Source organism: Streptomyces sp. NPDC030840, from assembly GCF_055572015.1.
The window spans coordinates 141,549-166,359 of the sequence record NZ_JBVIEE010000009.1; the positions used below are offsets into that span (position 1 = coordinate 141,549).

Genomic DNA, 24,811 nt, shown 5'->3' on the forward strand with positions numbered 1-24,811 from the left:
GTACGGGTGCCGTCCGCCGAAGCGTCGTCGCGTCTGACGCATCGGGGCGCGGTGGCTCGGTTTCCGGCTGGGGGTGTGGGGGTCGTCCCCCACATGCCGCAGTACGGGTGCCGTCCGCCGAAGCGTCGTCGCGTCTGACGTCGGCTTCTGAAGGGTCTGCTGCGCCTCCGGGGCTTTCGGCCGGGGGTGTGGGGGTTGTCCCCCACATGTAACAGCCGGGCGGTACGGCACCGTAAAAGGGCCGTATCGCCCGTACCCTTGCAGTACCCGCGCTTATCACGGGCGCGGTTTCCGTCGGACGTCAAATAGCGGGCGTCCACGAAAGAAGGATCTGATCCACACATGCTGATCGCTCAGCGTCCCTCGTTGACCGAAGAGGTCGTCGACGAGTTCCGCTCCCGGTTCGTGATCGAGCCGCTGGAGCCGGGCTTCGGTTACACCCTCGGCAACTCCCTCCGCCGCACCCTCCTGTCCTCGATCCCCGGTGCCGCCGTCACCTCCATCCGGATCGACGGTGTCCTGCACGAGTTCACCACCGTGCCGGGCGTCAAGGAGGACGTCACCGACCTGATCCTCAACATCAAGCAGCTGGTCGTGAGCAGTGAGCACGACGAGCCCGTTGTGATGTACCTGCGCAAGCAGGGCCCGGGTCTGGTCACCGCCGCCGACATCGCGCCCCCGGCCGGTGTCGAGGTGCACAACCCCGACCTCGTCCTCGCCACGCTCAACGGCAAGGGCAAGCTGGAGATGGAGCTGACGGTCGAGCGTGGCCGCGGTTACGTCTCCGCAGTGCAGAACAAGCAGGTCGGTCAGGAGATCGGGCGCATCCCGGTCGACTCGATCTACTCGCCGGTTCTGAAGGTCACGTACAAGGTCGAGGCCACGCGTGTCGAGCAGCGCACCGACTTCGACAAGCTGATCGTCGACGTCGAGACCAAGCAGGCCATGCGTCCGCGTGACGCCATGGCGTCGGCCGGTAAGACCCTGGTCGAGCTGTTCGGTCTGGCGCGCGAGCTCAACATCGACGCCGAGGGCATCGACATGGGTCCGTCCCCGACGGACGCCGCCCTCGCGGCCGATCTGGCGCTGCCGATCGAGGAGCTGGAGCTCACCGTTCGTTCGTACAACTGCCTCAAGCGTGAGGGCATCCACTCCGTGGGTGAGCTGGTCGCGCGCTCCGAGGCCGACCTCCTGGACATCCGCAACTTCGGTGCGAAGTCCATTGACGAGGTCAAGGCGAAGCTGGCCGGCATGGGCCTGGCCCTGAAGGACAGCCCGCCCGGGTTCGACCCCACCGCCGCGGCGGACGCGTTCGGCGCGGACGACGACGCGGATGCGGGCTTCGTGGAGACCGAGCAGTACTAAGAGCTCGGGCCATCCGGTCCGTGCTTGGGTGCGGGTGCGCTGTGCTTGATCGCGCAGTTCCCCGCGCCCCTTCCGGGAGCGCCCCTTCGGGGCTGCTCCCGGATCTCCGACAGGCGACCGCCTGCTCGGATACTGACCCCGGTACCTGATACGGCCGGGGCAGACACACAGGAGAAGAACAATGCCGAAGCCCACCAAGGGTGCCCGTCTGGGCGGCAGTGCCGCGCACGAGAAGCTGATCCTCGCGAACCTCGCGAAGGCGCTGTTCGAGCACGGCCGCATCACCACCACCGAGGCGAAGGCGCGCCGGCTGCGGCCGTACGCCGAGCGTCTGGTCACCAAGGCGAAGAAGGGCGACCTTCACAACCGCCGTCAGGTGCTCCAGGTCATCACGGACAAGAGCGTCGTGCACACGCTCTTCACCGAGATCGGCCCGCGGTACGAGAACCGTCCCGGTGGCTACACCCGCATCACCAAGATCGGTAACCGCCGTGGCGACAACGCGCCCATGGCTGTCATCGAGCTGGTCGAGGCGCTGACGGTCGCGCAGCAGGCCACCGGCGAGGCCGAGGCCGCGACGAAGCGTGCCGCCAAGGACGCGGAGGCCGCTCCGGCTGCCGAGGAGACCAAGGTCGACACGACCAAGGCCGACGAGGCTGAGGCTCCCGCCGAGGAGTCGAAGGACGCGTAAGCGTCTGCGGGGTTCTGTTCGGTTGGCGGCTGCGGCTTCGTCGTGGTTGTTCGCGCCCACGCGGCGCAGCCGCATATCGACACAGCCCCGCGCCCCTTTGGGGCGCGTCAGTGGGCCCGTTCCTTTCGAGGAGCGGGCCCGCTCTTGTGTTCCTGAGAGGATGCCCACGTGAGTGATGAAGTGGCACCCGGTTACGTCCGCGTCCGTCTCGACCTCTCCTACGACGGCACCGAGTTCTCCGGCTGGGCCAAGCAGGCCGGGGGACGGCGGACCGTGCAGGGGGAGATCGAGGACGCTCTCAGTACGGTCACCCGCTCGAAGGGCACGACGTACGAGCTGACCGTGGCCGGGCGGACCGATGCCGGGGTGCATGCGCGGGGGCAGGTCGCGCATGTGGATCTGCCGGAGGACGTGTGGGGCGAGCAGCACGGGAAGCTGCTCAAGCGGCTGGCCGGGAGGCTGCCCAAGGATGTGCGGGTGTGGGCCCTCAGGGAGGCTCCCGCGGGGTTCAACGCGCGGTTCTCGGCCGTGTGGAGGCGGTACGCCTACCGGGTCACCGACAATCCCGGCGGTGTCGATCCGCTGCTGCGCGGCCATGTGCTGTGGCACGACTGGCCACTTGACGTCGACGCCATGAACGAGGCCGCTCAGGGGCTGCTCGGGGAGCACGACTTCGCCGCCTACTGCAAGAAGCGTGAGGGCGCCACGACCATTCGTACGCTGCAGGAGCTGAGCCTCGTGCGGGGCGATGACGGCATCGTCACCGCCACCGTGCGTGCCGACGCCTTCTGCCACAACATGGTGCGGTCGCTCATCGGGGCTCTGCTGTTCGTGGGGGACGGCCACCGGGCGCCCGACTGGCCGGGGAAGGTGCTGGCCGCCGGTGTGCGGGACTCCGCCGTGCACGTCGTACGGCCGCACGGGCTGACGCTGGAGGAAGTCGGGTACCCCGCCGACGAGTTGCTGGCCGCGCGGAACAAGGAGGCGCGGAACAAGCGGACGCTGCCCGGGGTGGCCGGATGCTGCTGAGGGCTCGTCAGCAGGTGCCCAGTCGTTGTCAGTCGTGGTCAGTCGTGTGCCCAGGACGTGACCAGGCCTGAGAGGGCCTTCTCGGCCTCGTCGGCGTGGCGGCCGTCTCCCCGGGTGCTGGGGGCGAGTTCCACGTGGACGAACTTCGCGTGCTGCCGTTGCGCGGCCTTGCCCTGGACGTTCGTGACGCCTTCGAGCGGGCACCGGTCCTGCCAGCCGCGGCACACGCGGAGCCCGTCGGCCTCCATCGCGTCGGCCATGGCTGAGGTCTCGGTGTGCGCCTTCTGGGCGGCGCCGGTGGACAGGACGGCCTCGTAGGGGCGGTCCGAGTCCCTGGCGAAGCCGTGCAGTTGGACACCGGGCACATCGCGCTTCTGGAGTTCCACGACGACGGCCTGGAAGGCGCTGTCCTCCCGGTGGGCGACATCGGCGGCGTCGTCCTCGCCCGCACGGCGGTGGGCGCCTGCCACGACGAGCGAGCCGCCGGGGTTGTCCTCCAGGAGCCGTACTCCCAGGAGTTCGGTGTCCCGGTCGGACACCGGATGCGGGACCTGTGCGTTCCAGCGGAGGCCGGCGTCGGCGTTCAGGTACAGGCGGCCCCAGTGCTGGGCCTCGCCCTTCCGCCGGGCCGCGATCTCGTCGTACCTGCGTCCGGAGTCGGTGTCGGTCAGGCGGGTCACCTTGAGGCCGATGGGCGAGAGGAGTTGCTCGGCCTTCGCCGCGTCGCCGTCCAGGAGGTGTCCCACGCCCTCGGACAGTTTCTCGCGCTCCGAGTCGCTCGGCGGGCTGTAGTCGCCGTCGGGCTCGAAGCCGGCCGTATACGTGAGGATGCGGCTGCGAAGGTCAACGAGTTCCCGGGACTGCGGAGCGGATCCCTCCGTTCCTTGGTCAGTTGATGACTGGCAGCCGAGAAGGGCCAGGGCGAGACCGACTTGTGCCAGAATGCGAATGAAACGTGACTGTCTTGTGACGGTAATGTCAGTGGCGGTTGTAAGCCCCGTGTGAATATGGCGCGGTGACACTTCGTTTTCCTCTCCGGATCGGTCGTTCGGTTGCCGCCCTGGCGACGGTCGTCGCCGTGACCACCGCGTGCGGTTCGGGTGCCTCGGCGCCGCAGGTCAAGTCGGGCGGGCGCTCGTTCACCGTCGCGGCCGCCGGTGACGTGCTCATCCACCCCGAGTTGGTCGACCAGGCCGCCAAGGATGCCAAGAAGACCGGGAAGGGGCAGGCCGGGCTGGACTTCGGGCCGCTGATGGCCGGTGTGAAGCCGATCATCAGCAAGGCCGACCTGGGCATCTGTCACATGGAGACGCCGGTCGGAAAGCCCAAGGGTCCTTTCGAGGGCTACCCGGAGTTCCTCGTTCCGCCGCAGATTCTGACGACGCTCAAGGACGTGGGCTACGACACCTGCTCGACGGCCTCCAACCACACGTACGACCACGGACTCGGGGCCGTGAAGCGCACGTTGGACACCATGGACGAGGTCGGCCTCGGGCACACCGGATCGGCGCGCACGCCCGAGGAAGCAGAACAGATCAACATCCGTGACGTCAACGGCGTGAAGGTCGCCCATCTCTCGTTCTCCTGGATGTCGTTCCTCAACCCGACGCCGGAGAAGGAGAAGTGGGCGTTCAACCAGATCAGCACGGACGAGATCAAGAAGGCGGAGACCCGCGCCCGCGACAAGGGCGCGGAGGTCGTGATCCTCTCGCTCCACTGGGGGCTTGAGCACTACAACGAGCCGAGCATCCCGCAGGTCCAGTTGGCGGAGCGGATCACCGAGGAGACGAACGTCGACCTGGTGATCGGACACCACTCCCACGTGGTGCAGCCCATCCAGAAGCTGAACGGCACCTGGATCGCCTACAGCCTCGGCAACCAGGTCGCCCGCCACTCCTCGCCCACCGGGCTCACCGAGGAGGGCGCGATCGGCTGGTTCGAGTTCCGTGAGACGACCGACGGGTGGGACGTGTCGGCCCGCTACGCCACGACGCTGGTGGACATCCCGCCGGAGCTGGAAGTCGGTGAGAAGGCCCCCGAGGGCGCGGTCGAGGACCACCGGGTGGTGGACGTGCGGCAGGCGCTGAAGGACGCGGACGTCTCCGAGGAACGGCTCGCCCGCTACCGGCTGGCGGAGGAGCGCACGAGTGGCTTCCTGTACAACCGCGGGGCCCCCGGTGGTGACGGTCTGAAGGAGCTCACGCTGGAGCGTGACTAGCACCACAGCGTGTTCCGGGGCGAGAGACACAACCTCGGCGCTCCTTAACAGTCTTTCAAGTGACGGCTTGTCATGCCCCCGCGTTTCGGCGCGGTTTCGGGCATGAGTCGTCATCCGTAGAGGTCGGAGGGGACCACCGGTGACATCCACTCGTGCCGCGCGCCCGGTGAAGGGCGGGCGGCGACGAAGCCGCAGACGGGCGGACATGCCGCTGCTGGGCGGCATCCGTCCGCCGATCGCGCTGCTCTGCGTGCTGGTGCTCGCCCTCGCAGGACTCACCGCCAAGGTGCTCGGCCCCGCCGGTGAGCAGGCCGTGCCAGAGGCGGTGCTCTCCGCGCAGAAGCACTTCGCGGAGGACGGCGCCATCGCCCTACGCGCGTCGATCGACGAGCGGGTCACCGACCTGAACCGCACCGCCGAGGCGCTGAACCAGGGTGCGCCGGTGGAGCCTGAGACCGTCCTGTCCGACCTCGGCAAGACGTACCAGAAGTGGACGGGCACCACGATCCTGGACCTGGAGAGCGGCAAGGTGCTGGCCGCCAGGGGTGAAACGATTCCCCTGGCCTGGCTGGACAAGGCCGTCCTCACCGGGGACAAGGCGCTCAAGCCCCGTATGGTCCGGCTTGAGACCGGTGACGTACGACTGATGACCATGGCGGTCCTGGACTTCGAGGACCGGCCGCAGCAGCTGCTGATCGCGTCCAACAGCCTGTCCGTGCCCGCCATCAACCTGGGGCAGTTCCGCTCCATGGCGGTCGTCGCCACCGGTGGGGAGGTCCTCGCCACGGCCGGCTTCGAGCAGTCCGAGGCACTCAACTCGGACCAGGAGCGCAAGGAACTGTCCTTCCTCCAGAAGCAGATGAGCGACCTCGCCGGCCGGTCGGCCCAGAAGACCGAGCAGGACCCCGTCAGCGCCAGGGAACCCGGATCGCGCGGCTACCCCGGCGTCAGCGGAACCCTGGTCGGCGACGCCTACAACGGCCGTATCGCCACCGCCGGATACGCCTCCCTCGCCTCCGCCGACCCCGAGGAGAAGCAGAGCGTCGGCGCCGGGCTCGGGCTCACGGTCGTGGCCATGCTCCCCGTGGTCCAGCAGGAGGCCGCCGCCCCGGGCCGGGAGCTGTACGGGCTGCTGGCGGCCGGTGCCCTGGTGGTGCTCGGCCTGCTCGCGGTGACCGTGCTCTGGGTGACCGTGCAGCGGCCGCTGCTGCGGCTGTTCCTGGAGTCCCGCCGGCTGGCCCGCGGCGACCTGACCCGGCCCGTGGCCGTGCCCCGCTGGGGTGAGGCCGCGCGGGTCGGTCATGCCCTGGAGCACCTGCGCGGGCAGCTCGGTGGCGCGGGGGACGAGCCCGTCGAGCGCCGGCGCGTGAAGACGGGGTTCGGGGTGCGCGGGCCGCTCGCGCTGACCGCCGTACTGCTGCTGGTGTGGTGCGTGCCGGTCGGCCTCCTGCTGAACCGTACGGACGCCTCCGTCAGCGTCCCGGCCTCCATGGTCAGCGACCAGCGTGACCGCACGGACCTGGTCGCCGACCGGGTGCGCCGGGCGCTCAACGAGGCGCAGGCGGACATGGTCTCCACCGCCCGGCTGATCGAGGGCGACGACGCCGGCGCCACCGGCAAGGTGCTCGAGGCGGCCCTGCGGGAGCACACCCGCTACCAGGCGCTGTACGTCCTGTCCGGGGACGGTGACGTCGTGGCCCGCGCGGGCGAGGAACCGAGCGCCGACTGGAGCGCCGACGACGGCCTTCCGCTGGTCCGTGTCGCGGGCAAGGGCGGGAAGAAGCCCGTCGTCCAGGTCGCGGCCCCCGTCCCGGGCGAGAAGGGGCGGACCGTCGTCGGCGAGGTCAGGGTCGAGTTCCTCAACTCGCTGCTGAAGCGGCCCGGCCTCGGCGAGGTCCGCGTGGTCGACGCCAAGGTGGAGACCGTCGCCGCCAGCGACGGCTTCCTGGCCTTCGAGAAGCTGCCGCGGGACGCGCTCACCGATGTCGTCCGGGCCGGCAGTGTCCGGGTCGGAGCCGGTCCCGTCGAGAACGGCCTGCTGCTGCGCGAGGGGCGCTCGGTCACCGTCGCCGCGGCCGCCCCCTTCTCCGGCGGCGGCGTGGCGGCCGACATCGGCTGGACCGTGGTCAGCTGGCAGAACGCCCAGGCCTTCCAGATCGCCCCGTACCAGCTGGAGGACCGCAGCATCCTCGCCGGGCTGCTCGGTCTCGCCCTGATCGTCGTCTGTCTCGGCTGGGTGTTCCTGGTCGTGGCCCGGCCCCTGCGCGCCCTCGCGGCCGGCGCCGAGAAGCTGGCCGACGGCGACCTCAAGACCGTGCAGTACCCCCGCTACCAGGACGAGGTCGGTGCCGTCGTGCGCAGTCTCGAACTGCTCCGCCAGCAACTGCAGGCCCGTAAGCAGAACCAGGCACGCCGGCTCGCGGAGCCACAGCCCGTCGTCCGGGGAAGGTGACCCAGCTGTGCTCTATCTCTACTTCGTGCTGCTCATAGGCGGTGTGATGCTGCTCGTGGCGGGCATCGTGGAGCAGCGCCGGCACTACGCCAGCCTGCACAGCATCCCCTCGCGGGTGCTCGTCAACGGCATCCGCGGCAAGTCCTCCATCACCCGGCTGTGCGCCGGGGCCCTCAGGGGCGGGGACCTGGTGACCGTGGCCAAGACGACGGGGACCGCCGCGCGGTTCATCCACCCCGACGCCACCGAGGAGCCGGTCTACCGGAAGTTCGGGATCGCCAACGTGGTGGAGCAGATCGGCATCGTCCGCCGGGCCGCCACCTACCGTCCCGACGCCCTCGTCATCGAGTGCATGGCCGTCATGCCGGCCCTGCAGGAGGTCAACCAGAGCAAGCTGATCCGCTCCACGATCGGCGTGCTGTGCAACGTCCGTGAGGACCACCTCGCCGAGATGGGCCCCACGCTCGACGACGTGGCCCGTTCGCTGTGCCGCTCGATGCCCGAGGACGGCATCTGCGTCACCGCGGAGAAGGAACGCTTCCACATCCTCCAGGAGGAGGCCGACGCCCGTAACTGCAAGCTCGTCTACGCCGACCCGGAGACGGTCACCGACGAGGAGCTGCGGGGCTTCAGCTGGTTCACCTTCAAGGAGAACGTCGCGATCGCGCTCGTCGTCGCCGAACTGCTCGGCGTGGAACGGCAGGTCGCCCTGCAGGGCATGTACGACGCCCCGCCGGACCCCGGTGTCCTCTCCGTGGAGCGTTACCTCACGCCCGAGGGCAAGAAGCTCGCCTTCGCCAACGTTTTCGCGGCCAACGACCCGGAGTCGACGCTGATGAACATCAATCAGCTGCTCGACCTGGGCGCCATCCACCGGCCCCTGAACGTCGTGATCAACTGCCGTCCCGACCGTGTCGAGCGCAACGGCCAGATGGGCGAGATCATCCCCGACCTCCAGCCGGACAACGTGTTCGTCATCGGACACCCCGCCAAGAGCGCCATCGACGCCATCCCGGCCGAGTGGCGCGACCGTGCGATCGACCTCGGCGGTGAGCGGCGGTCGGCCGAGGAGTTCATGCCGGCCCTACTGGAGCGCATGGCGGCCGACTCCTCCCTCGTCGCCATCGGCAACATCCACGGCCAGGGCGAGGAACTCCTGGAGTACCTCGCCGAACTCCCGGCGGACGACTCCGCACCCGCGGACGCGGCGGCGGACCGGTCCGCGGAACCCGCGCCGCAGGCCCAGCCGGCGCGCCTGGACCCGTACGCCTCGTACCCCGTGGCCTACGAGGAGCGCTACCAGGCCTCGCAGACCCAGGAGATCCCGGTGGTCCGCATCCCCGCTCAGCAGCGTCGCCCGTCGTGGGCCCAGCACCCCGGCCAGCACGAGGGGCCGTACGTCCAGGAGCACCAGGAGCACCAGGAGCACCAGGAGCACCAGGAGCACCAGGGACACGCACACGCGCAGGGGCAGGGGCAGGGGCAGTACGCCGCCCGGGACCACGAGACGTGGCAGTACGGCGACGGCTCCTACGGCGACTACCCGTACCAGGCGGCCGACGGCGGAGGTCAGCATCCACACTCCTGATCTCCGCGGGCGGGGACGACGCCCCGCGCCCGCATGCCGCCGCCGACCGCCCTGCACCACGACCCGCACCCGCGCCCGGAGTACCCGTTGACCACCGCAGCCCTGACCCCCGAGATGGCCGCCCTCGGCATCGCCATCGGCCTGTTCTTCTCGTTGCTGTGCTACCTGACCACCAACCTGTCCCCGGGCGGGATGATCACGCCGGGATGGATCGCCCTCACGCTCATCGAGGACCTCCAGCGGGCGGCCATGGTGGTCGGCGTCACCGCCCTCACCTACGGCGGCACCAAGGTGATGCAGCGACTGGTGATCCTCTACGGCAAGCGGCTGTTCGCCGCGGTCGTCCTGCTGGGCGTGCTGCTCCAGGCCACGGTGATGATCGTGCTCTCGATCGAGTTCCCGCTGCTGTACGGCAACCAGACCCTCGGCTTCATCGTGCCCGGTCTGATCGCCTACCAGATGGTGCGTCAGCCGAAGGGACCCACGCTGCTGGCGACCGGCACCGTCTCGCTCATGGCCTACATCGTCGTCGCCGCCGGGCTGCTGCTCGGCGTCATGCCCACAGTCTGAGAAACGGGGAGAGTTCGCATGGCAGGGAAGAAGAAATCGCGGCCGGTCGTCTCCGGGCTCGTGGTGCTCGCGCTCGTGGGGACGTCCGGCTACCTCACCGTGGAGCTCCGCAAGCAGGAGGAGCAGGGCGTCACGGAGATCACCAACGTCGGTGTGCTGGACGGCTCCGGAAAGTCCGGCGGGCCGAGCAAGGGCGCGGACAAGGGTGAGGAGACGTGGTCCCGGCTGGAGAATCCGGCCCGCTCCGTGCTGCGCGGCGCCGACGGCCAGGTCAAGGCGGTGCTCACCGACGGGGCGCGCACCGCGACGCTGACCGGGCCGTCCCGTACCTTCGCCGAGCCCTCGTCCACCAGCTCCAAGGTCTCGACCACGGACTGGGTGCGGCTGATGCCCGAGAAGTGGAAGAAGGGCGCGGAGAAGGAGAAGTGGTTCAAGGACTGGTACGCCGAGTTCGAGGGCAGCAAGAAGGACGACCTCTTCGCCTACGCGTTCCAGTACGTCGCCGGTGCCAAGGACAAGAAGGACGCGCAGGGCATCCGGTACGCCGGTGACGCCAACTTCGGTCCTCTGAACACGTCGGGGGCCGAGGGCGGGGACCTGCGGCTGGAGCAGTCGGACTTCTACGACTTCCTCCAGGTGCCGTACCCGTTCCGGGACGGTGCGACCGGGACGCCCGAGGCGATGCGGGCCAAGTCCCTGGACTGCTCGGGGTTCATGCGCATGGTGTGGGGCTACCGGGCCCGCTACCCGCTGATGTCCTCGGACAACTCGGGTGACGGACTGCCGCGTACGGCCAACGGTATGGCTCGCTCCAAGCAGGGCGTCGACGTGCTGCCGCTGACCGGGATCGCGGCGAAGGACCGGCCGACCGGGATCGACCAGCTGCAGCCGGGGGATCTGGTCTTCTTCAAGCTCGACCAGCGGACCGGGCAGCGGCTGGACCACGTCGGGATGGTTCTCGGCTACGACACGGAGGGGCACCTGATCTTCGTGTCGAGCCGGGAGGAGGTCAACGGGCCGACGATCGGTGACGTGGGTGGGGTGTCCCGGCTGGACGGGAACGGGTACTACGCGAAGACGTTGCGGAGTGCGAAGCGGTTGTGAGTTGGGGGTGGGGGAGGGCGGGTGCCGCTCGCTGGGGGTGACCTGGAGGGTTTCGCCCCCGCCGCCCCTACCCGTCCCATCCCCGGGGGCTTCGCCCCCATGACCCCCGGAGTGGGGGTGTCTGGGGTGGGTGGGTTGGTGCGGGTGGGTGGGGGCTGGTCGCGCAGTTCCCCGCGCCCCTGAAGGCGCGCAGTTCCCCGCGCCCCTGAAGGGCGCGCAGTTCACACCGTGCCTTCGGCCTCGCTGACTCTTGCTTACTCGTTTGCTGCTGCTGAGGCCTGGGCCTCGCCGCGGCGGCGGATCTGGCGGAAGGTGAACTCGGCCAGGTCGTCGCCCGTGGAGAACACCGTGGTGTCCTTCTCCGTGACGTCCTTGCCGTTGGTGAAGCCGGCGAGGGTGAAGTAGGCGTAGCGACCGTACGAGTTGGTCGTGGAGCGGCAGATCGCCGTACGGCAGAACGCGGGCACGCCGTCACCGGAGAGCGAGGTGACGATGCTCTTCTTGTCGGCGTCCGTCTTGGCCTTCGCCGCCTGCGCCTCGGTGTCGAAGAGGGCCACGCCGACCGTGACCGCGACGCCGTCCTTGCTGTAGGTGACGCGCATGACGCGGGTGCAGTCGTTGTCCGCCAGGACCTTGTCGAGGGTGCCCTGGACGGCCGACGCACAGTCGTTGGTGGAGGCCGTGGCGCCCTTCTTGTAGACGGAGGCACCCATGGTCAGCTGCGAACCGGGGAACAGGCTCTCCGCGCTGAGCGGGGCCGTGTCCTTCTTCGCGCTGGAGATGAAGTCCTTCGGGTCCAGCGGGGGCGGCGCCGACGTCGGCGCGAAGGACGGCTCGGGCGCGTCGCTCGAACTCGGGATGTCCGCGGTGGCCGGCAGGTCGTTGGTGGGTCTGTTCGAGGCCTCGGTGCCACTGTCCGCGGAGACGACGGCCACCGCGACGGCGGTGCCGATCGCGACCGTGGCCAGGGCGCCGCCGACTATGAACAGTGCGCGGCGCCGTTTGTTGCGCGTCTCGGACGCCTCGGCGAGCGCGGCCCAGTCAGGGGTCTGGCTGCTGCCCTGGCTCGACCACTGCGGCTGCTCGGAACCCGGCTTCCACGGGTCCCACTGAGGCTCCCCTTGCCCAAAACTCATGGACCGCATTTTAGACGGGCGTTGGGGCGTGCTGTTCAGCCTCCTGAGGCACTTGAGCCCCTAGCGTGACCTGAATGAACGCGGATGAAAAGGGTATTTCTGGTCGGTCCGGTCGGCCTCGGCGGCGTCAGGACGGGCGGGTGTGGTGGGCCGGCTGGGCGCTGGGGCGGGCGCCCTGGCAGGCGTGGCTGGCGCTGGGGGCGGTGTCGTGCGCGCTCGTCCTGAGCGTGGCGCGGGCTTCGGCGGAGGGGGGTATGGACAACGCCTTCCTCGTGCGGGCGGCACGCGTGTTCTGGCACGGTGGGTCGCCCTACGACGACCAGCGCTTCCTCTACTTCCCCAGCGCCATGCTGGTGGCGGTGCCGCAGCTGTTCGTGCCGTCGGGCGTACTGCGGGTGCTGGTGCCGGCGGTGGTGACCGGGCTGCTGGCGTTCGGGTGGGCGTGCGCGTTGCGGCTGCACGGGGTGCCGTGGCGGAGCCGGTTCGCGGTGCTGGGGCTGGTCGGTCTGACGGTGGGGTTCGCGCCGTTCGGACACCTGGTGCAGTTGGGGAACTGGACGGCGACGGCCGCGGCGGCGCTGCCGCTGGCGCTGTTGCTGATGTCACGGGGGAGATGGGGGGCGGCGGGGGTGGTGCTCGGTGCCGCCGTCGCGCTCAAGCCGCTGCTCGCGCCGATGGTGCTGTTGTTCGTGTTCGCGCGGCGGTGGCGCGGGCTGGGGCTGATGGTTCTGGTTCCGGCGGTGGCTTCGGGTGGTTCGGCGCTGTTGATGCCGAACCCGGCGGGGTTCTTCACACGGACCCTGCCGTTCCTCTTGGGCGGGCAGGATGATTTCGCGCGACTGTACGAGGCGTCGGTGGGGGCGGTGCTGCCGAGGCTCGGGGTGCCGGAGGTGGTGGCGAGTGCGGTGGCCGTGGGGGCGGCCGTGGTGGGGGTGTGGTGCGCGTACGGGCGGTGGCGGCGTGGAGGTGACCCGGCGCTGCGGCTGACGGAGACGGCGTGTTTGGTGATGCTGTCGGTGTTCCTGGTGTCGCGGCCGTCGTTCGATCACTACCTGGTGGTGGTGTTGCCGTTGTTGGTCGCGAGTGCGGGGGTGCCCGGATCGGTGGCGCGCAGCCCGTGGTTCTGGCTGGCGCTCGTGCCGCAGGTGCCGGGGTTCACCTGGCCGTTTCTCGAGGTGCCGACCCGGCGGGCGTTCAAGGACGCGGTGACGCTGTGCGTGCTGGCGGTGACGCTGGCGTTTCGCCGGCCGCCCGCGGAGGGACTCGCCCCCGCCGCCCCTACCCGTCCCGTGCCCCAGGGGCTCCGCCCCTTCGACCCCGCCTAGGGGCTGCGCCCCCCTGGCCCAGGGGGCGGGGTCGTGCGTCGAGTGCGGGTCGTTCGTGGCTGGTCGCGCAGTTCCCCGCGCCCCTTGAAAGCGACTGTTCCCCGCGACTGTAAGGGGCGCGGGGAACTGCGCGAGCGACCACGGCGCGGCCGCAGCCGACGAGCGCACCCGCACCCCAACGGCGCTCCGGCGCATCGGCGGAGCCCAGCGCGGCGGCCCCGTTTTGACCCGTCACCGCGTGCCCGGGTATTCTGCACGTTCGTTATGTGTATTGGCTTGCTCATTCTCACGTGAGGGGCCCTTACACCGGTCCACCGGGCCGATGACCAGCGACCAGCACACGGCTTGCGTCACCGTGGTGCGGTCATGGCTGTCGTGATCGTCTTCGGTGACCTTGTCAGGAACCTCACTGAAGAAGCGAAGGCTACGAACCGTGCGTACGTACAGCCCCAAGCCCGGCGATGTGACGCGTCAGTGGCACGTCATCGACGCCCAGGACGTCGTCCTGGGTCGTCTTGCCACCACCGCCGCCACCCTCCTGCGCGGCAAGCACAAGCCCATCTACGCGCCGCACGTCGACGCTGGTGACTTCGTCATCATCATCAACGCCGACAAGGTGCACCTGTCCGGCAACAAGCGGACCCAGAAGATGGCGTACCGCCACTCCGGCTACCCGGGTGGTCTGCGTTCCGTCCGTTATGACGAGCTGCTGGAGAAGAACCCGGAGAAAGCGGTCGAGAAGGCCGTCAAGGGCATGCTTCCCAAGAACAGCCTCGGCCGTCAGATGCTCTCCAAGCTGAAGGTCTACTCGGGCGACCAGCACCCGCACGCTGCCCAGCAGCCGGTGCCGTTCGAGATCACCCAGGTCGCGCAGTAAGTCCGGCCAACCCCTAAGACTGAAGGAATCTGAGGAGCATCGTGGCCGAGACCACCGCTGAGCAGCCGCTCGACGAGACCGTCGACATCGACAGCTACACCACCGAGACCGAGGTGCCCCTGGAGGGCGAGTACACCTCCGAGTCCCTCGCCTCCCGCTTCGGCGACCCGCAGCCGGCCGCCGGCCTGGGCCGTCGCAAGAACGCCATCGCCCGCGTCCGGATCGTTCCGGGCACCGGCAAGTGGAAGATCAACGGGCGCACCCTCGAGGACTACTTCCCGAACAAGGTGCACCAGCAGGAAGTCAACGAGCCCTTCAAGGTGCTCGAGCTCGAGGGCCGCTACGACGTCATCGCCCGCATCGCGGGTGGCGGCGTCTCCGGCCAGGCCGGTGCGCTCCGCCTCGGTGTCGCCCGCGCCCTGAACGAGGCCGACGTCGACAACAACCGCGGCCCGCTCAAGAAGGCCGGCTTCCTCCGCCGCGACGACCGTGCGGTCGAGCGCAAGAAGGCCGGTCTGAAGAAGGCCCGCAAGGCCCCGCAGTACAGCAAGCGCTAAACAGTCGCCTCGCTGTACCGCACGCATCGCCCCGGCGGCACGTCCTGTGCCGCCGGGGCGGTTCGTTTACGGGGGTGAACGCTTTATCACAGGCTTATGCGCGGGGTGTACGAGTGCACAAGTGCACGGGTGCACAGAGCAGGCCCGACGCGGGGCAACCATGGAGTGCCGGTGACGGCCGACTTCACGGGGACCCGGGAGGTCACGGGAGTCAGGGGATGTACGTGACCCCGGCCAAGCCTGGACACTCGGCATGAGCCGTACATTTTCAGCACATTCGGAGGACACACAGTGGGACGACTCTTCGGGACGGACGGCGTGCGCGGCGTCGCCAACGCGGATCTGACGGCCGAGATGGCCCTCGGCCTCTCCGTCGCGGCGGCCCACGTACTGGCCGAGGCGGGCACGTTCGAAGGCCACAAGCCGGTGGCGGTGGTCGGGCGGGACCCGCGAGCGTCCGGGGAGTTCCTGGAGGCCGCCGTGGTCGCCGGGCTCGCCAGCGCGGGCGTGGACGTGCTGCGCGTAGGTGTGCTGCCCACCCCCGCGGTCGCGTACCTCACCGGCTCGCTCGGTGCCGACCTCGGCGTGATGCTCTCCGCCAGCCACAACGCCATGCCCGACAACGGCGTCAAGTTCTTCGCCCGCGGCGGCCACAAGCTCGCCGACGAGCTGGAGGACCGGATCGAGGGCGTGTACGAGGAGCACCGGACCGGGGCGCCGTGGGACCGGCCGACGGGTGCCGGTGTCGGGCGTGTGAAGTCGTACGACGAAGGGCTCGACCTGTACGTCGGGCACCTCATCGACGCGCTGCCCCACCGGCTCGACGGACTGAAGGTGGTGCTGGACGAGGCGCACGGGGCCGCCGCCCGTGTCTCGCCCGAGGCCTTCACGCGGGCCGGAGCCGAGGTCGTCACCATCGGTGCCGAGCCCGACGGGCTCAACATCAACGACGGGTGCGGCTCCACGCACCTCGGCCAGCTGAAGGCCGCCGTCGTCGAGCACGGCGCGGACCTCGGGATCGCGCACGACGGCGACGCCGACCGCTGCCTGGCCGTGGACCACGAGGGCAACGAGATCGACGGCGACCAGATCCTCGCCGTGCTCGCGCTGGCGATGCGGGAGCGGTCCGTGCTCAGGTCCGACACCGTGGTGGCCACCGTCATGTCCAACCTCGGTTTCAAGCTCGCGCTGGAGCGGGAGGGGTTGAAGCTCGTCCAGACCGCGGTCGGCGACCGTTACGTGCTGGAGGAGATGAAGGAGCACGGGTACGCCCTCGGGGGCGAGCAGTCCGGGCACGTGATCATCCTCGACCACGCGACGACGGGCGACGGCACCCTGACCGGGCTCCTGCTGGCCGCCCGGGTCGCTCAGACCGGCCGTACGCTCAAGGACCTCGCGTCCGTCATGGAGCGGTTGCCGCAGGTGCTGATCAACGTGCCGGACGTCGACAGGTCCCGGGTCGGTACGTCCACGGAGCTGGCCACCGCCGTGGCCGACGCGGAGCGGGAGCTCGGGTCCACGGGGCGGGTTCTGCTGCGGCCTTCGGGGACGGAGCCGTTGGTGCGGGTGATGGTGGAGGCGGCCGATATCGATCAGGCGCGGTCTGTCGCGGGGCGGCTGGCTGATGCGGTGAAGTCGGCGCTGGGGTAGGTGCGGGTCCCGTCACGGGTGGGGGGTCCGGCGGTTGGGCGGGCTGCCGGTCGTGTGTGGTTGCTCGCGCCCACGCGGCGGAGCCGCATATCGACAGAGCCCCGTGCCCCTGAGGGGCCTTGGGCCCCTCAGGGGCCTGCGGCCCCCTTTCGGGGCTTCGACCACAGCCATTTCTGGGCCAGGAGTGTGAGGGTGCCGGCCAGGATGATGCCCAGGAGGTTCAGGAGCAGCTGCTCGGTGGAGCCCCAGGTCTGTTTCGTGTCGCCGTAGCTCAGGGCGACGGCCGCGTTGGCCGCGGCCGGGACCGTCGTCACCGAGATGGCCACACCCACCAGCGCGCCCGACTTGGCCGAGGTCAGGGAGAGGGTTCCGGCGATGCCCGCGAGGACCGCCACGACGAAGGAGAACCAGTCGGGGGCGTAGACGAAGCCCGTGTTGGGCCGGTCCGCGTCCAGCTTCTCCTGGCTGAACAGGTGGACCGCGTCCATGAAGAGGCTGAAGCCCACCGTCACCGCCATCGCCACGGTGAAGCCCACCAGCAGGGCGACGAGGGAGCGAACGGCGAGGCGCGGCCGGCGTTGCACCAGGGCCGTGCTGAAGCCCGCCAGGGGGCCGAACTCCGGGCCCACCGCCATCGCGCCCACGATCAGGACCGCGTTGTCGAGGACCACACCGCACGCCGCGATCATCGTGGCGAGCGTGATGAAGGCCAGGTACGTGACCGAGAGTGTCGACTCCTCGTGCGTCGCGTCCGCCAGGTGCTCCCACAGCACCGCGTCCGCGGCCTCGCCCGGCGCCTCGTCCTCGGCCTTCTCGGCGCGCCTGGAGAGGGACAGGTCGATGTTCTCGACAGCGATGGAGCCCGTCTCGTCGAGGTCCAGCTCCCGCAGTGCGCCGATGAGTTCGTCACCCGCCTCGCGCGCCACGTCGCACATCACCACGTCGCCGGAGGGGTTGCGGGCGGCGCCCGGCAGTACGACCAGGTGTGTGGTGCCGACTGTCTTCTCTATCAGGCGCACCACGGCGTCCGTCTTGCCGGATGGCGTGATCAGGCGCAGATGCAGCATGAGGGGCAGGGTAGCGGTCAGAGTTTGCGCAGACTGAGGCGCTGCACCTTGTGGTCCGGTCCCTTGCGCAGGACCAGGGTGGCGCGGCCGCGGGTGGGGGCCACGTTCTCGACCAGGTTGGGCCGGTTGATCGTGCGCCAGGTCGTGCGGGCGTAGTCCAGGGCCTCCTCCTCCGACACCTGGGTGTACTTGCGGAAGTAGGAGGACGGGTTCTGGAAGGCCGTCTCGCGCAGCTTGCGGAAGCGGCTCAGGTACCAGCGCTCGATGTCCTCGGTGCGGGCGTCGACGTACACGCTGAAGTCGAAGTAGTCGGCGAGGCCCACGCGGGTGCGGCCGTCCTTGCCGGGGAGGGCGGGCTGGAGGACGTTCAGGCCCTCGACGATGAGGATGTCAGGGCGGCGGACGGTGAGCTTCTGGCCGGGGATGATGTCGTAGATCAGGTGGGAGTAGACGGGGGCCGTGACCTCGTCCTTGCCCGCCTTGATGTCGGCGACGAAACGGGTGAGCGCACGCCGGTCGTACGACTCGGGGAAACCCTTCCGCGACACGAGGCCCCGCTCCTGGAGGTCCTTCATCGGGAGCAGGAAGCCGTCCGTCGTGACCAGTTCCACACGGGGGTGCTCGGGCCAGCGGGCCAGCAGGGCCTGGAGCAGGCGGGCCGTCGTGGACTTGCCGACGGCGACCGAGCCCGCGACGCCTATGACGAACGGGGTGCCGGACTGGGAACCCTGCTCGCCGAGGAACGTGTTCAGGGCGCCGCGCAGTCCGTCCGTGGCGCCGACGTAGAGATTGAGGAGCCGGGACAGCGGCAGGTAGACGTCCCGTACCTCGTCGAGGTCGATGACGTCACCCAGGCCGCGCAGCTTCTCCACCTCCTCGGCTGTCAGGGGCAGAGGCGTCTTGTCGCGCAGCGCGCTCCACTCGGCACGGGTGAGGTCGACGTAGGGAGTCGCCTCCGGCCTGGGCCGGTGGGCGCTCCGCGGCAACGAGGAGACCGGTGAGATCACATTCCATTGTTAACGGAGTACGAACGGATCGGCGGGGTGGGGTCCGTCACGCCCCCTGTGTATGACTTGTGCCCAAGGTATGGACCTGGGGTGACGCAGGAGATAGCGTCCCGGCTGCCGGGAGCGAGCCGCCTTCCGGACGGTCGGGGGGTTTGAGGTGGTCGTTGCCATGCGCCTTCGTGATGCCGTACGGATCCGGGATGCGGTGCGTCGTCGATCTACGCGAGGCGAATCGGATTTCGCCGGACAGGTGTGCAGCGAACTCGCGGACGATCTACCGGACGAGGACCTCGGGGAGTACCTCTACGACTGCATCGACATGTACCGGATGGGGAGCAAGCCCCGGTGCGAGGAGGTCGAGTACCTCGGGATGGTCCAGGAGGCCATCGACCGGCTCGAGCAGGGCCACTGACGCCGAAGCCCCTCAGGTGCCTCAGTCCCGGATGTCCCGCCATGCCGCCGGGATCGCCTCCGCCACGTCGTGCGCGCCCGCGGGGGCCCCGTCCGCGGCGTAGCGGCCCGCCAGCCCGTGGACGTACGCCGCGACGCTCGCCGCGTCCAGGGCGGGCAGCCCCGCGGCCAGCAGGGAGCCGGCGAGACCGGACAGGACGTCGCCGCTGCCCGCGGTGGCGAGCCAGGGCGTGCCGGTGGGGTTCACCCGGACCGTGCCGCAGTCGGGTCCGGCGACGAGCGTGGTGGAGCCCTTGAGCAGCACGGTCGCGTCATAGCGGCGCGCGAGGTCCCGTACGGCGGCCAGACGCGCCCCCTCGACCTCCTCACGGGACGTGCCGAGCAGCGCGGCGGCCTCTCCGGCGTGCGGGGTCAGCAGCGTGGGCGCGCTGCGGGCGCGTACGGCGTCCCGGTCGGCGAGGCGCAGGCCGTCCGCGTCGAGCAGCACGGGCACGTCGGTGGCGAGCACCTCGGCCACGGGCCCCGCGTCGTCACCGGCGCCCGGACCCACGACCCAGGCCTGCACCCGGCCCGCCTGCTTCGGGCCCCGGTCCGACACGAGGGTCTCCGGGAAGCGGGCGATGACGGCGTCCCCGGCCGGACCGACGTACCGCACGGCTCCCGCGCCGCCGCGCAGGGCGCCCGAGACGGCGAGGACGGCCGCACCCGGATAGCGGGCCGAGCCCGCCGCGATGCCCACGACACCCCGCCGGTACTTGTCGCTCTCGGCGGCGGGCCGGGGCAGCAGGGCCGCGGCGTCCGCGTGCTGCAGCGCCTCAAGGTCCGGACCGTCGGGGAGGGTGAGGCCGATGTCGACCAGGCGTACGGAGCCCGCGTACTCGCGCGCCGGGTCGATGAGCAGGCCCGGCTTGTGCGTGCCGAAGGTGACCGTCAGGTCGGCGCGGACGGCCGCGCCGCGCACCTCGCCCGTGTCGGGCTCGATCCCGGAGGGCAGGTCCACGGCGACCACGGCCGCGCCGGACGCGGCCGCCAGCTCGGCGAGGGGCGCGGCGTCGGGGCGCAGGCCCCCCTTGCCGCCGATCCCGACGATGCCGTCGAGGACGAGGTCGGCCCGGCGGAGGGCGTGGTCCGCCCGGGCCGGCGGGATCACGGTGCCGCCCGCCCGGCGCAGGGCCCTGAGGCCGCCGGCGTGGGTGCGGTCGGGGTTGAGCAGGACGGCGGTGACGCCCGCGCCGCGCCTGGCGAGGCGGGCGCCCGCGTACAGGGTGTCGCCGCCGTTGTCGCCGCTGCCGACCAGGAGGACGACACGACTGCCGTACACACGGCCCAGCAGGTCCGCGCAGGCCGCGGCCAGTCCGGCGGCGGCGCGCTGCATGAGAGCGCCGTCGGGGAGCCGGGCCATGAGCTCGCGCTCGGCGGTTCGGACGGTTTCCACGCGGTACGCACTACGCATGCTGTCGAGTCTCCCGTACGGTCGCTGATCGGCACCCCGGGGCAGGGGGAAGGCCACCCACCCGGAAGGGTCATCCCTCCGCCACCACCACCGCCGACGCCACGCCCGCGTCATGACTCAGCGAGACGTGCCAGGACGTGACGCCGAGTTGGGCGGCGCGGGCGGCCACCGTGCCCTTGACCCGGAGGCGGGGCTGCCCGGTGTCCTCGACGTAGACCTCGGCGTCCGTCCAGTGCAGGCCCGACGGGGCGCCCAGGGCCTTGGCGAGCGCCTCCTTCGCGGCGAAGCGGGCCGCCAGGGAGGCGACGCCCCGGCGTTCGCCGCTCGGGAGGAGCAACTCGCTCTCCAGGAAGAGGCGTTCGGCCAGACCGGGTGTGCGCTGCAGCGAGACGCGGAAGCGGTCGATCTCGGCCACGTCGATGCCGACCCCGATGATGCTCATGTCGGCACCCTACGGTGCCGGGGCGCTCCGCTGGGGGCGGGTATGCCGGGTGCGGGTGCGGGTGCGGGTGCGGGTGCGGGTGCGGGTGCGGGTGCGGGTGCGGGTGCGGGTGCGGGTGCGGTGCGGGTGCGCTGTGGCTGGTCGCGCAGTTCCCCGCGCCCCTTAAATGACGCGCAGTCCCCCGCGCCCCTCAAGAGACGCGCATTCCCCGTGCCCCTCAAGAGACGCGCAGTTCCACCGCGCCCCTCAAGAGACGCGCGATTCCCCGTGCTCCTCAAGAGACGCGCAGTTCCCCGCGCCCCTTGAGAGGCGCGCGGTTCCCCGTGCCCCTCAAGAGGCGCGGTTCCCCGTGCCCGTCCGGGGTGCCGGCCCTCTCATTCCACCGTCACCGACTTCGCCAGGTTCCGAGGCTGATCCACCTCGTTCCCGCGCGCCGTGGCCAGTTCGCAGGCGAAGACCTGCAACGGGACCGTGGCGACGAGGGGTTGGAGCAGGGTCGGCGTGGCCGGGATGCGGATCAAGTGGTCCGCGTACGGGATCACCGCCTCGTCCCCCTCCTCCGCGATCACGATGGTCCGCGCGCCCCTGGCCCGGATCTCCTGGATATTCGACACGATCTTGTCGTGGAGGACGGACCGCCCGCGCGGCGACGGCACCACGACCACCACCGGCAGGTCGTCCTCGATCAGGGCGATCGGCCCGTGCTTCAGCTCGCCCGCCGCGAAGCCCTCCGCGTGCATGTACGCGAGCTCCTTCAGCTTCAGCGCGCCCTCCAGCGCCACCGGGTAGCCCACGTGCCGGCCCAGGAACAGCACCGTGGGCTTGTCGGCGAGCGAGCGCGCCAACTCCCGTACCGGCTCCATGGTCTCGAGGACCCGCTCGACGTCCTGGGAGCTGCTGGCCAACTCCCGGACGACCGCCTGGATCTCGTCGCCCCACTTCGTGCCGCGCACCTGGCCCAGGTACAGCGCCACGAGGTAGCACGCGACGAGCTGGGTCAGGAACGCCTTCGTGGACGCGACCGCGACCTCCGGGCCCGCGTGCGTGTACAGCACGGCGTCCGACTCGCGCGGGATGGTCGAGCCGTTGGTGTTGCAGATGGCCAGCACCTTGGAGCCCTGCTCGCGGGCGTGCCGCAGCGCCATCAGCGTGTCCATGGTCTCGCCGGACTGGGAGATGGCGATGACCAGCGTGCGGGGGTCGAGGATCGGGTCCCGGTAGCGGAACTCGCTCGCCAGCTCCACCTCGCACGGGATGCGGGTCCAGTGCTCGATGGCGTACTTGGCGATGAGGCCCGCGTGGAACGCCGTACCGCACGCGACGATGACCACCTTGTCCATCTCGCGCAGCTCGGAGGTGCTGATCCGGACCTCGTCCAGCGTCAGGAAACCCGCGGAGTCGATGCGCCCGAGCAACGTGTCGGCGACCGCCTTGGGCTGCTCGGCGATCTCCTTGAGCATGAAGTAGTCATAACCCCCCTTCTCGGCTGCCGAGGCGTCCCAGTCGACGTGGTACGAGCGCACGTCGGCGGGGCGGCCGTCGAAGCCCGTCACGGTCACCCCGTCCCGGCGCAGCTCCACCACCTGGTCCTGCCCCAGCTCGATCGCCGACCGCGTGTGGGCGATGAACGCGGCGACGTCCGAGGCGAGAAAGGCCTCGTCCTCTCCGACGCCCACCACCAGCGGTGAGTTCCGGCGGGCGCCCACCACCACGTCCGGCTCGTCCGCGTGCACCGCGACCAGCGTGAACGCGCCCTCCAGCCGACGGCACACCAGCCGCATCGCCTCCGCGAGGTCCGCGCGGGAGGAGAACTCCTCGGCCAGCAGGTGTGCCACCACCTCGGTGTCCGTCTCGGAGACGAGGGTGTGCCCGCGCTCGGCCAGCTCGGCCCGCAGACAGGCGAAGTTCTCGATGATGCCGTTGTGCACGACGGCCACGCGGCCCGCGTTGTCGTGGTGCGGGTGGGCGTTGGCGTCCGTGGGGGCGCCGTGGGTGGCCCAGCGGGTGTGGCCGATGCCTGTGGTGCCGGCCGGCAGCGGGCGGTCGACGAGTTCCTTCTCCAGATTGAGCAGTTTCCCGGCCTTCTTGGCGGCGGCGAGGCCCCCGTCGGCCAGGACCGCGACGCCCGCCGAGTCGTACCCCCGGTACTCCAGCCGCTGCAGACCGGCGAGGACCACGTCGAGCGCGGGCTGCGAGCCCACGTATCCCACGATTCCGCACATACCACCAACCCCTTCAGACCGCCCGAGCGGGGACACCGTGTGTATCTGCCGTGACTGTACGTGACGGTGCGGTGACGGCGGCCCTCATATCGGGTGACCTCACGCGCGCGGCGCACTCATCCGTGCGCGCGCTCCCCGTTCGCTGGTCGTATGACACGAACAGGAACGAAGGGAACAGGTGTCCGCCGGGCGGCGCTCGGCGGCGCCGACGTCCTCCTCTCCCCGTCGGCGGTTCTCCCGGGCGGAGCCGGCCGCGCCCGGCGAGTCGGAGGCTGAGCGCGTACGTGTCCGTGGCTGAGCGCGTACATGCTGGTGGCTGAGGCGGTCGGGGCGTCCTGAGCGGGCCGGATCGCCTTGGCGTGTGCTCCCCACCGGGCCGTTGTCCCCCCTCTGAGACACTGGGCGCGATGACTGAGACAGCAGTACCGCCGACCGCGCCTCTGCGGGCCCGTGCGGAGATCGATCTCGGCGCCCTGCGGGACAACGTGCGGGCGCTGCGCGCGCACGCCCCGGGCGCGGCCCTGATGGCCGTCGTGAAGTCCGACGCGTACGGCCACGGGGCCGTGCCGTGCGCCCGGGCCGCCGTGGCCGCGGGTGCCGGGTGGCTCGGCACGGCCACGCCCGAGGAGGCCCTCGCCCTGCGCGCGGCCGGGCTGCGGGGGCGCATCATGTGCTGGCTGTGGACGCCCGGCGGCCCCTGGCGCCAGGCCGTCGAGGCCGATCTGGACGTCTCCGTCAGCGGACTGTGGGCGCTGCGGGAGGTCACCGAGGCGGCGGCAGCGGCGGGCCTGCGCGCGCGTGTGCAGCTCAAGGCGGACACCGGGCTCGGACGGAACGGCTGCCAGCCCGACGACTGGCCGGACCTCGTCGCGCAGGCCCTGCGCGCCGAGGCCGACGGGCTCCTCACGGTCACCGGTCTGTGGTCCCACTTCGCGTGCGCCGACGAGCCCGGCCACCCCTCCATCGCGGCCCAGCTCACCCGCTTCCGCGAGATGGTGGCGTACGCCGAGCAGCAGGGCGCCCGCCCCGAGGTGCGGCACATCGCCAACTCGCCGGCCACCCTCACGCTTCCCGAGTCCCACTTCGACCTCGTGCGGACCGGAGTCTCCCTCTACGGCATCTCGCCCAGCCCCGAGGTCGGCACCCCCGCCGACTTCGGTCTGCGGCCCGTGATGACCCTCAGCGCGTCCCTCGCCCTGGTGAAGCGCGCCCCCGGCGGGCACGGCGTCTCCTACGGCCACCGGTACGTCACCCCGGGCGCCACGACCCTCGGCCTGGTGCCCGTCGGCTACGCGGACGGCATCCCGCGCCACGCCTCGGGCGCCGGCCCTGTGCTGGTCGGCGGCAAGTGGCGGACGGTCGCCGGGCGGATCGCGATGGACCAGTTCGTGGTCGACCTCGGCGGGGACGAACCGCCCCCCGGCGCCGAGGCCGTGCTCTTCGGGCCGGGTGACCGGGGCGAGCCGACCGCCGAGGACTGGGCGCAGGCGGCCGGGACCATCGCGTATGAAATCGTCACCCGGATCGGAACGCGCGTGCCGCGCGTCTATGTGAACGACGAGTCGTCCTAGGCGACCGTCCTGGGTGAGCAACGAACTCGGTGGACACCGAACTCGGTGGACAACGAATTCGGTGAACAACGAACAA

General features: G+C 70.6%; 22 protein-coding genes. 14 read left to right on the forward strand and 8 right to left on the reverse strand.

Going from position 1 to position 24,811, the window contains the following annotated elements:
* Positions 1-342 precede the first annotated feature (342 nt).
* The 3 genes from ACZ49J_RS21175 to truA all read left to right on the forward strand — a co-directional run bounded on the left by ACZ49J_RS21175 (position 343) and on the right by truA (position 3,085).
* Positions 343-1,365, forward strand: a complete 1,023-nt coding sequence (locus tag ACZ49J_RS21175; protein WP_003966937.1) for a DNA-directed RNA polymerase subunit alpha — start codon at positions 343-345, stop codon at positions 1,363-1,365.
* 181 nt (positions 1,366-1,546) lie between these two features.
* Positions 1,547-2,056 (forward strand): 50S ribosomal protein L17, encoded by a 510-nt coding sequence (gene rplQ / locus ACZ49J_RS21180; protein WP_467449977.1) that lies wholly within the window; start codon positions 1,547-1,549, stop codon positions 2,054-2,056.
* Between the two features lie 168 nt (positions 2,057-2,224).
* Positions 2,225-3,085 carry a tRNA pseudouridine(38-40) synthase TruA gene (truA, locus tag ACZ49J_RS21185; RefSeq protein WP_467449979.1) on the forward strand — a complete coding sequence of 287 codons (861 nt, stop codon included), beginning with the start codon at positions 2,225-2,227 and terminating at the stop codon, positions 3,083-3,085.
* A gap of 38 nt (positions 3,086-3,123) precedes the next feature.
* Here the strand turns inward: truA and ACZ49J_RS21190 are convergent, their stop codons facing one another.
* Positions 3,124-3,831 (reverse strand): hypothetical protein, encoded by a 708-nt coding sequence (locus ACZ49J_RS21190; RefSeq protein WP_467449980.1) that lies wholly within the window; start codon positions 3,829-3,831, stop codon positions 3,124-3,126.
* 332 nt (positions 3,832-4,163) lie between these two features.
* On the opposite strand from ACZ49J_RS21190, the gene ACZ49J_RS21195 reads away from it, so the two are divergent.
* The 5 genes from ACZ49J_RS21195 (at position 4,164) to ACZ49J_RS21215 (ending at position 11,017) form a co-directional block, all read left to right on the forward strand.
* A complete protein-coding gene (locus ACZ49J_RS21195; RefSeq protein ID WP_467449981.1) occupies positions 4,164-5,303 on the forward strand; it encodes a CapA family protein in 1,140 nt (379 codons plus the stop codon).
* 205 nt (positions 5,304-5,508) lie between these two features.
* Positions 5,509-7,755: a HAMP domain-containing protein gene (locus ACZ49J_RS21200; protein ID WP_467450225.1), complete on the forward strand. Its 2,247-nt coding sequence runs from the start codon at positions 5,509-5,511 to the stop codon at positions 7,753-7,755.
* Between the two features lie 7 nt (positions 7,756-7,762).
* Positions 7,763-9,343, forward strand: coding sequence for a poly-gamma-glutamate synthase PgsB (pgsB, locus tag ACZ49J_RS21205; RefSeq protein WP_467449983.1), 1,581 nt, complete (start codon positions 7,763-7,765; stop codon positions 9,341-9,343).
* A gap of 87 nt (positions 9,344-9,430) precedes the next feature.
* Positions 9,431-9,913 (forward strand): poly-gamma-glutamate biosynthesis protein PgsC/CapC, encoded by a 483-nt coding sequence (locus ACZ49J_RS21210; RefSeq protein WP_467450227.1) that lies wholly within the window; start codon positions 9,431-9,433, stop codon positions 9,911-9,913.
* Positions 9,914-9,931: 18 nt separating this feature from the next.
* Positions 9,932-11,017 (forward strand): C40 family peptidase, encoded by a 1,086-nt coding sequence (locus ACZ49J_RS21215; RefSeq protein ID WP_467449984.1) that lies wholly within the window; start codon positions 9,932-9,934, stop codon positions 11,015-11,017.
* 254 nt (positions 11,018-11,271) lie between these two features.
* Here ACZ49J_RS21215 and ACZ49J_RS21220 read toward each other — a convergent pair whose 3' ends face one another.
* A complete protein-coding gene (locus tag ACZ49J_RS21220; RefSeq protein WP_467449985.1) occupies positions 11,272-12,153 on the reverse strand; it encodes a hypothetical protein in 882 nt (293 codons plus the stop codon).
* 127 nt (positions 12,154-12,280) lie between these two features.
* Positions 12,281-12,415 (reverse strand): hypothetical protein, encoded by a 135-nt coding sequence (locus ACZ49J_RS21225; RefSeq protein ID WP_467449988.1) that lies wholly within the window; start codon positions 12,413-12,415, stop codon positions 12,281-12,283.
* Between ACZ49J_RS21225 and ACZ49J_RS21230 the strand changes: the two genes are divergently transcribed.
* The 4 genes from ACZ49J_RS21230 (at position 12,408) to glmM (ending at position 16,562) form a co-directional block, all read left to right on the forward strand.
* On the forward strand, positions 12,408-13,478 hold the full coding sequence (locus ACZ49J_RS21230; RefSeq protein ID WP_467449989.1) for a glycosyltransferase family 87 protein: 1,071 nt from the start codon (positions 12,408-12,410) through the stop codon (positions 13,476-13,478). The genes ACZ49J_RS21225 and ACZ49J_RS21230 overlap by 8 nt on opposite strands.
* A 433-nt stretch (positions 13,479-13,911) precedes the next feature.
* Positions 13,912-14,355, forward strand: coding sequence for a 50S ribosomal protein L13 (gene rplM / locus ACZ49J_RS21235; RefSeq protein WP_055715789.1), 444 nt, complete (start codon positions 13,912-13,914; stop codon positions 14,353-14,355).
* Between the two features lie 41 nt (positions 14,356-14,396).
* On the forward strand, positions 14,397-14,912 hold the full coding sequence (rpsI, locus tag ACZ49J_RS21240) for a 30S ribosomal protein S9 (RefSeq protein WP_467449991.1): 516 nt from the start codon (positions 14,397-14,399) through the stop codon (positions 14,910-14,912).
* A 291-nt stretch (positions 14,913-15,203) separates the two neighbouring features.
* On the forward strand, positions 15,204-16,562 hold the full coding sequence (gene glmM, locus ACZ49J_RS21245; protein WP_467449994.1) for a phosphoglucosamine mutase: 1,359 nt from the start codon (positions 15,204-15,206) through the stop codon (positions 16,560-16,562).
* A 128-nt stretch (positions 16,563-16,690) separates the two neighbouring features.
* On the opposite strand, the gene ACZ49J_RS21250 is transcribed toward glmM, so the two are convergent.
* Together ACZ49J_RS21250 and coaA are read right to left on the reverse strand one after the other, a co-directional pair.
* Complete coding sequence (locus ACZ49J_RS21250) at positions 16,691-17,629, reverse strand: DUF389 domain-containing protein (RefSeq protein ID WP_467449995.1); 939 nt, start codon at positions 17,627-17,629, stop codon at positions 16,691-16,693.
* Between the two features lie 17 nt (positions 17,630-17,646).
* Complete coding sequence (gene coaA / locus ACZ49J_RS21255; protein WP_467449997.1) at positions 17,647-18,636, reverse strand: type I pantothenate kinase; 990 nt, start codon at positions 18,634-18,636, stop codon at positions 17,647-17,649.
* A 250-nt stretch (positions 18,637-18,886) separates the two neighbouring features.
* Here coaA and ACZ49J_RS21260 point away from each other — a divergent pair, with 250 nt between their 5' ends.
* Entirely contained in the window at positions 18,887-19,048 is a 162-nt protein-coding gene (locus ACZ49J_RS21260) for a hypothetical protein (protein ID WP_468349785.1), read from the forward strand.
* A gap of 21 nt (positions 19,049-19,069) precedes the next feature.
* Here ACZ49J_RS21260 and ACZ49J_RS21265 read toward each other — a convergent pair whose 3' ends face one another.
* The 3 genes from ACZ49J_RS21265 to glmS all read right to left on the reverse strand — a co-directional run bounded on the left by ACZ49J_RS21265 (position 19,070) and on the right by glmS (position 23,164).
* Positions 19,070-20,500 carry an NAD(P)H-hydrate dehydratase gene (locus ACZ49J_RS21265; RefSeq protein ID WP_467450000.1) on the reverse strand — a complete coding sequence of 477 codons (1,431 nt, stop codon included), beginning with the start codon at positions 20,498-20,500 and terminating at the stop codon, positions 19,070-19,072.
* 70 nt (positions 20,501-20,570) lie between these two features.
* A complete protein-coding gene (locus ACZ49J_RS21270; protein ID WP_467450001.1) occupies positions 20,571-20,942 on the reverse strand; it encodes a holo-ACP synthase in 372 nt (123 codons plus the stop codon).
* A 374-nt stretch (positions 20,943-21,316) separates the two neighbouring features.
* Entirely contained in the window at positions 21,317-23,164 is a 1,848-nt protein-coding gene (gene glmS / locus ACZ49J_RS21275; RefSeq protein WP_467450002.1) for a glutamine--fructose-6-phosphate transaminase (isomerizing), read from the reverse strand.
* A gap of 407 nt (positions 23,165-23,571) precedes the next feature.
* Between glmS and alr the strand changes: the two genes are divergently transcribed.
* Entirely contained in the window at positions 23,572-24,735 is a 1,164-nt protein-coding gene (gene alr / locus ACZ49J_RS21280; protein WP_467450004.1) for an alanine racemase, read from the forward strand.
* The last annotated feature ends 76 nt before the right edge of the window (positions 24,736-24,811 follow it).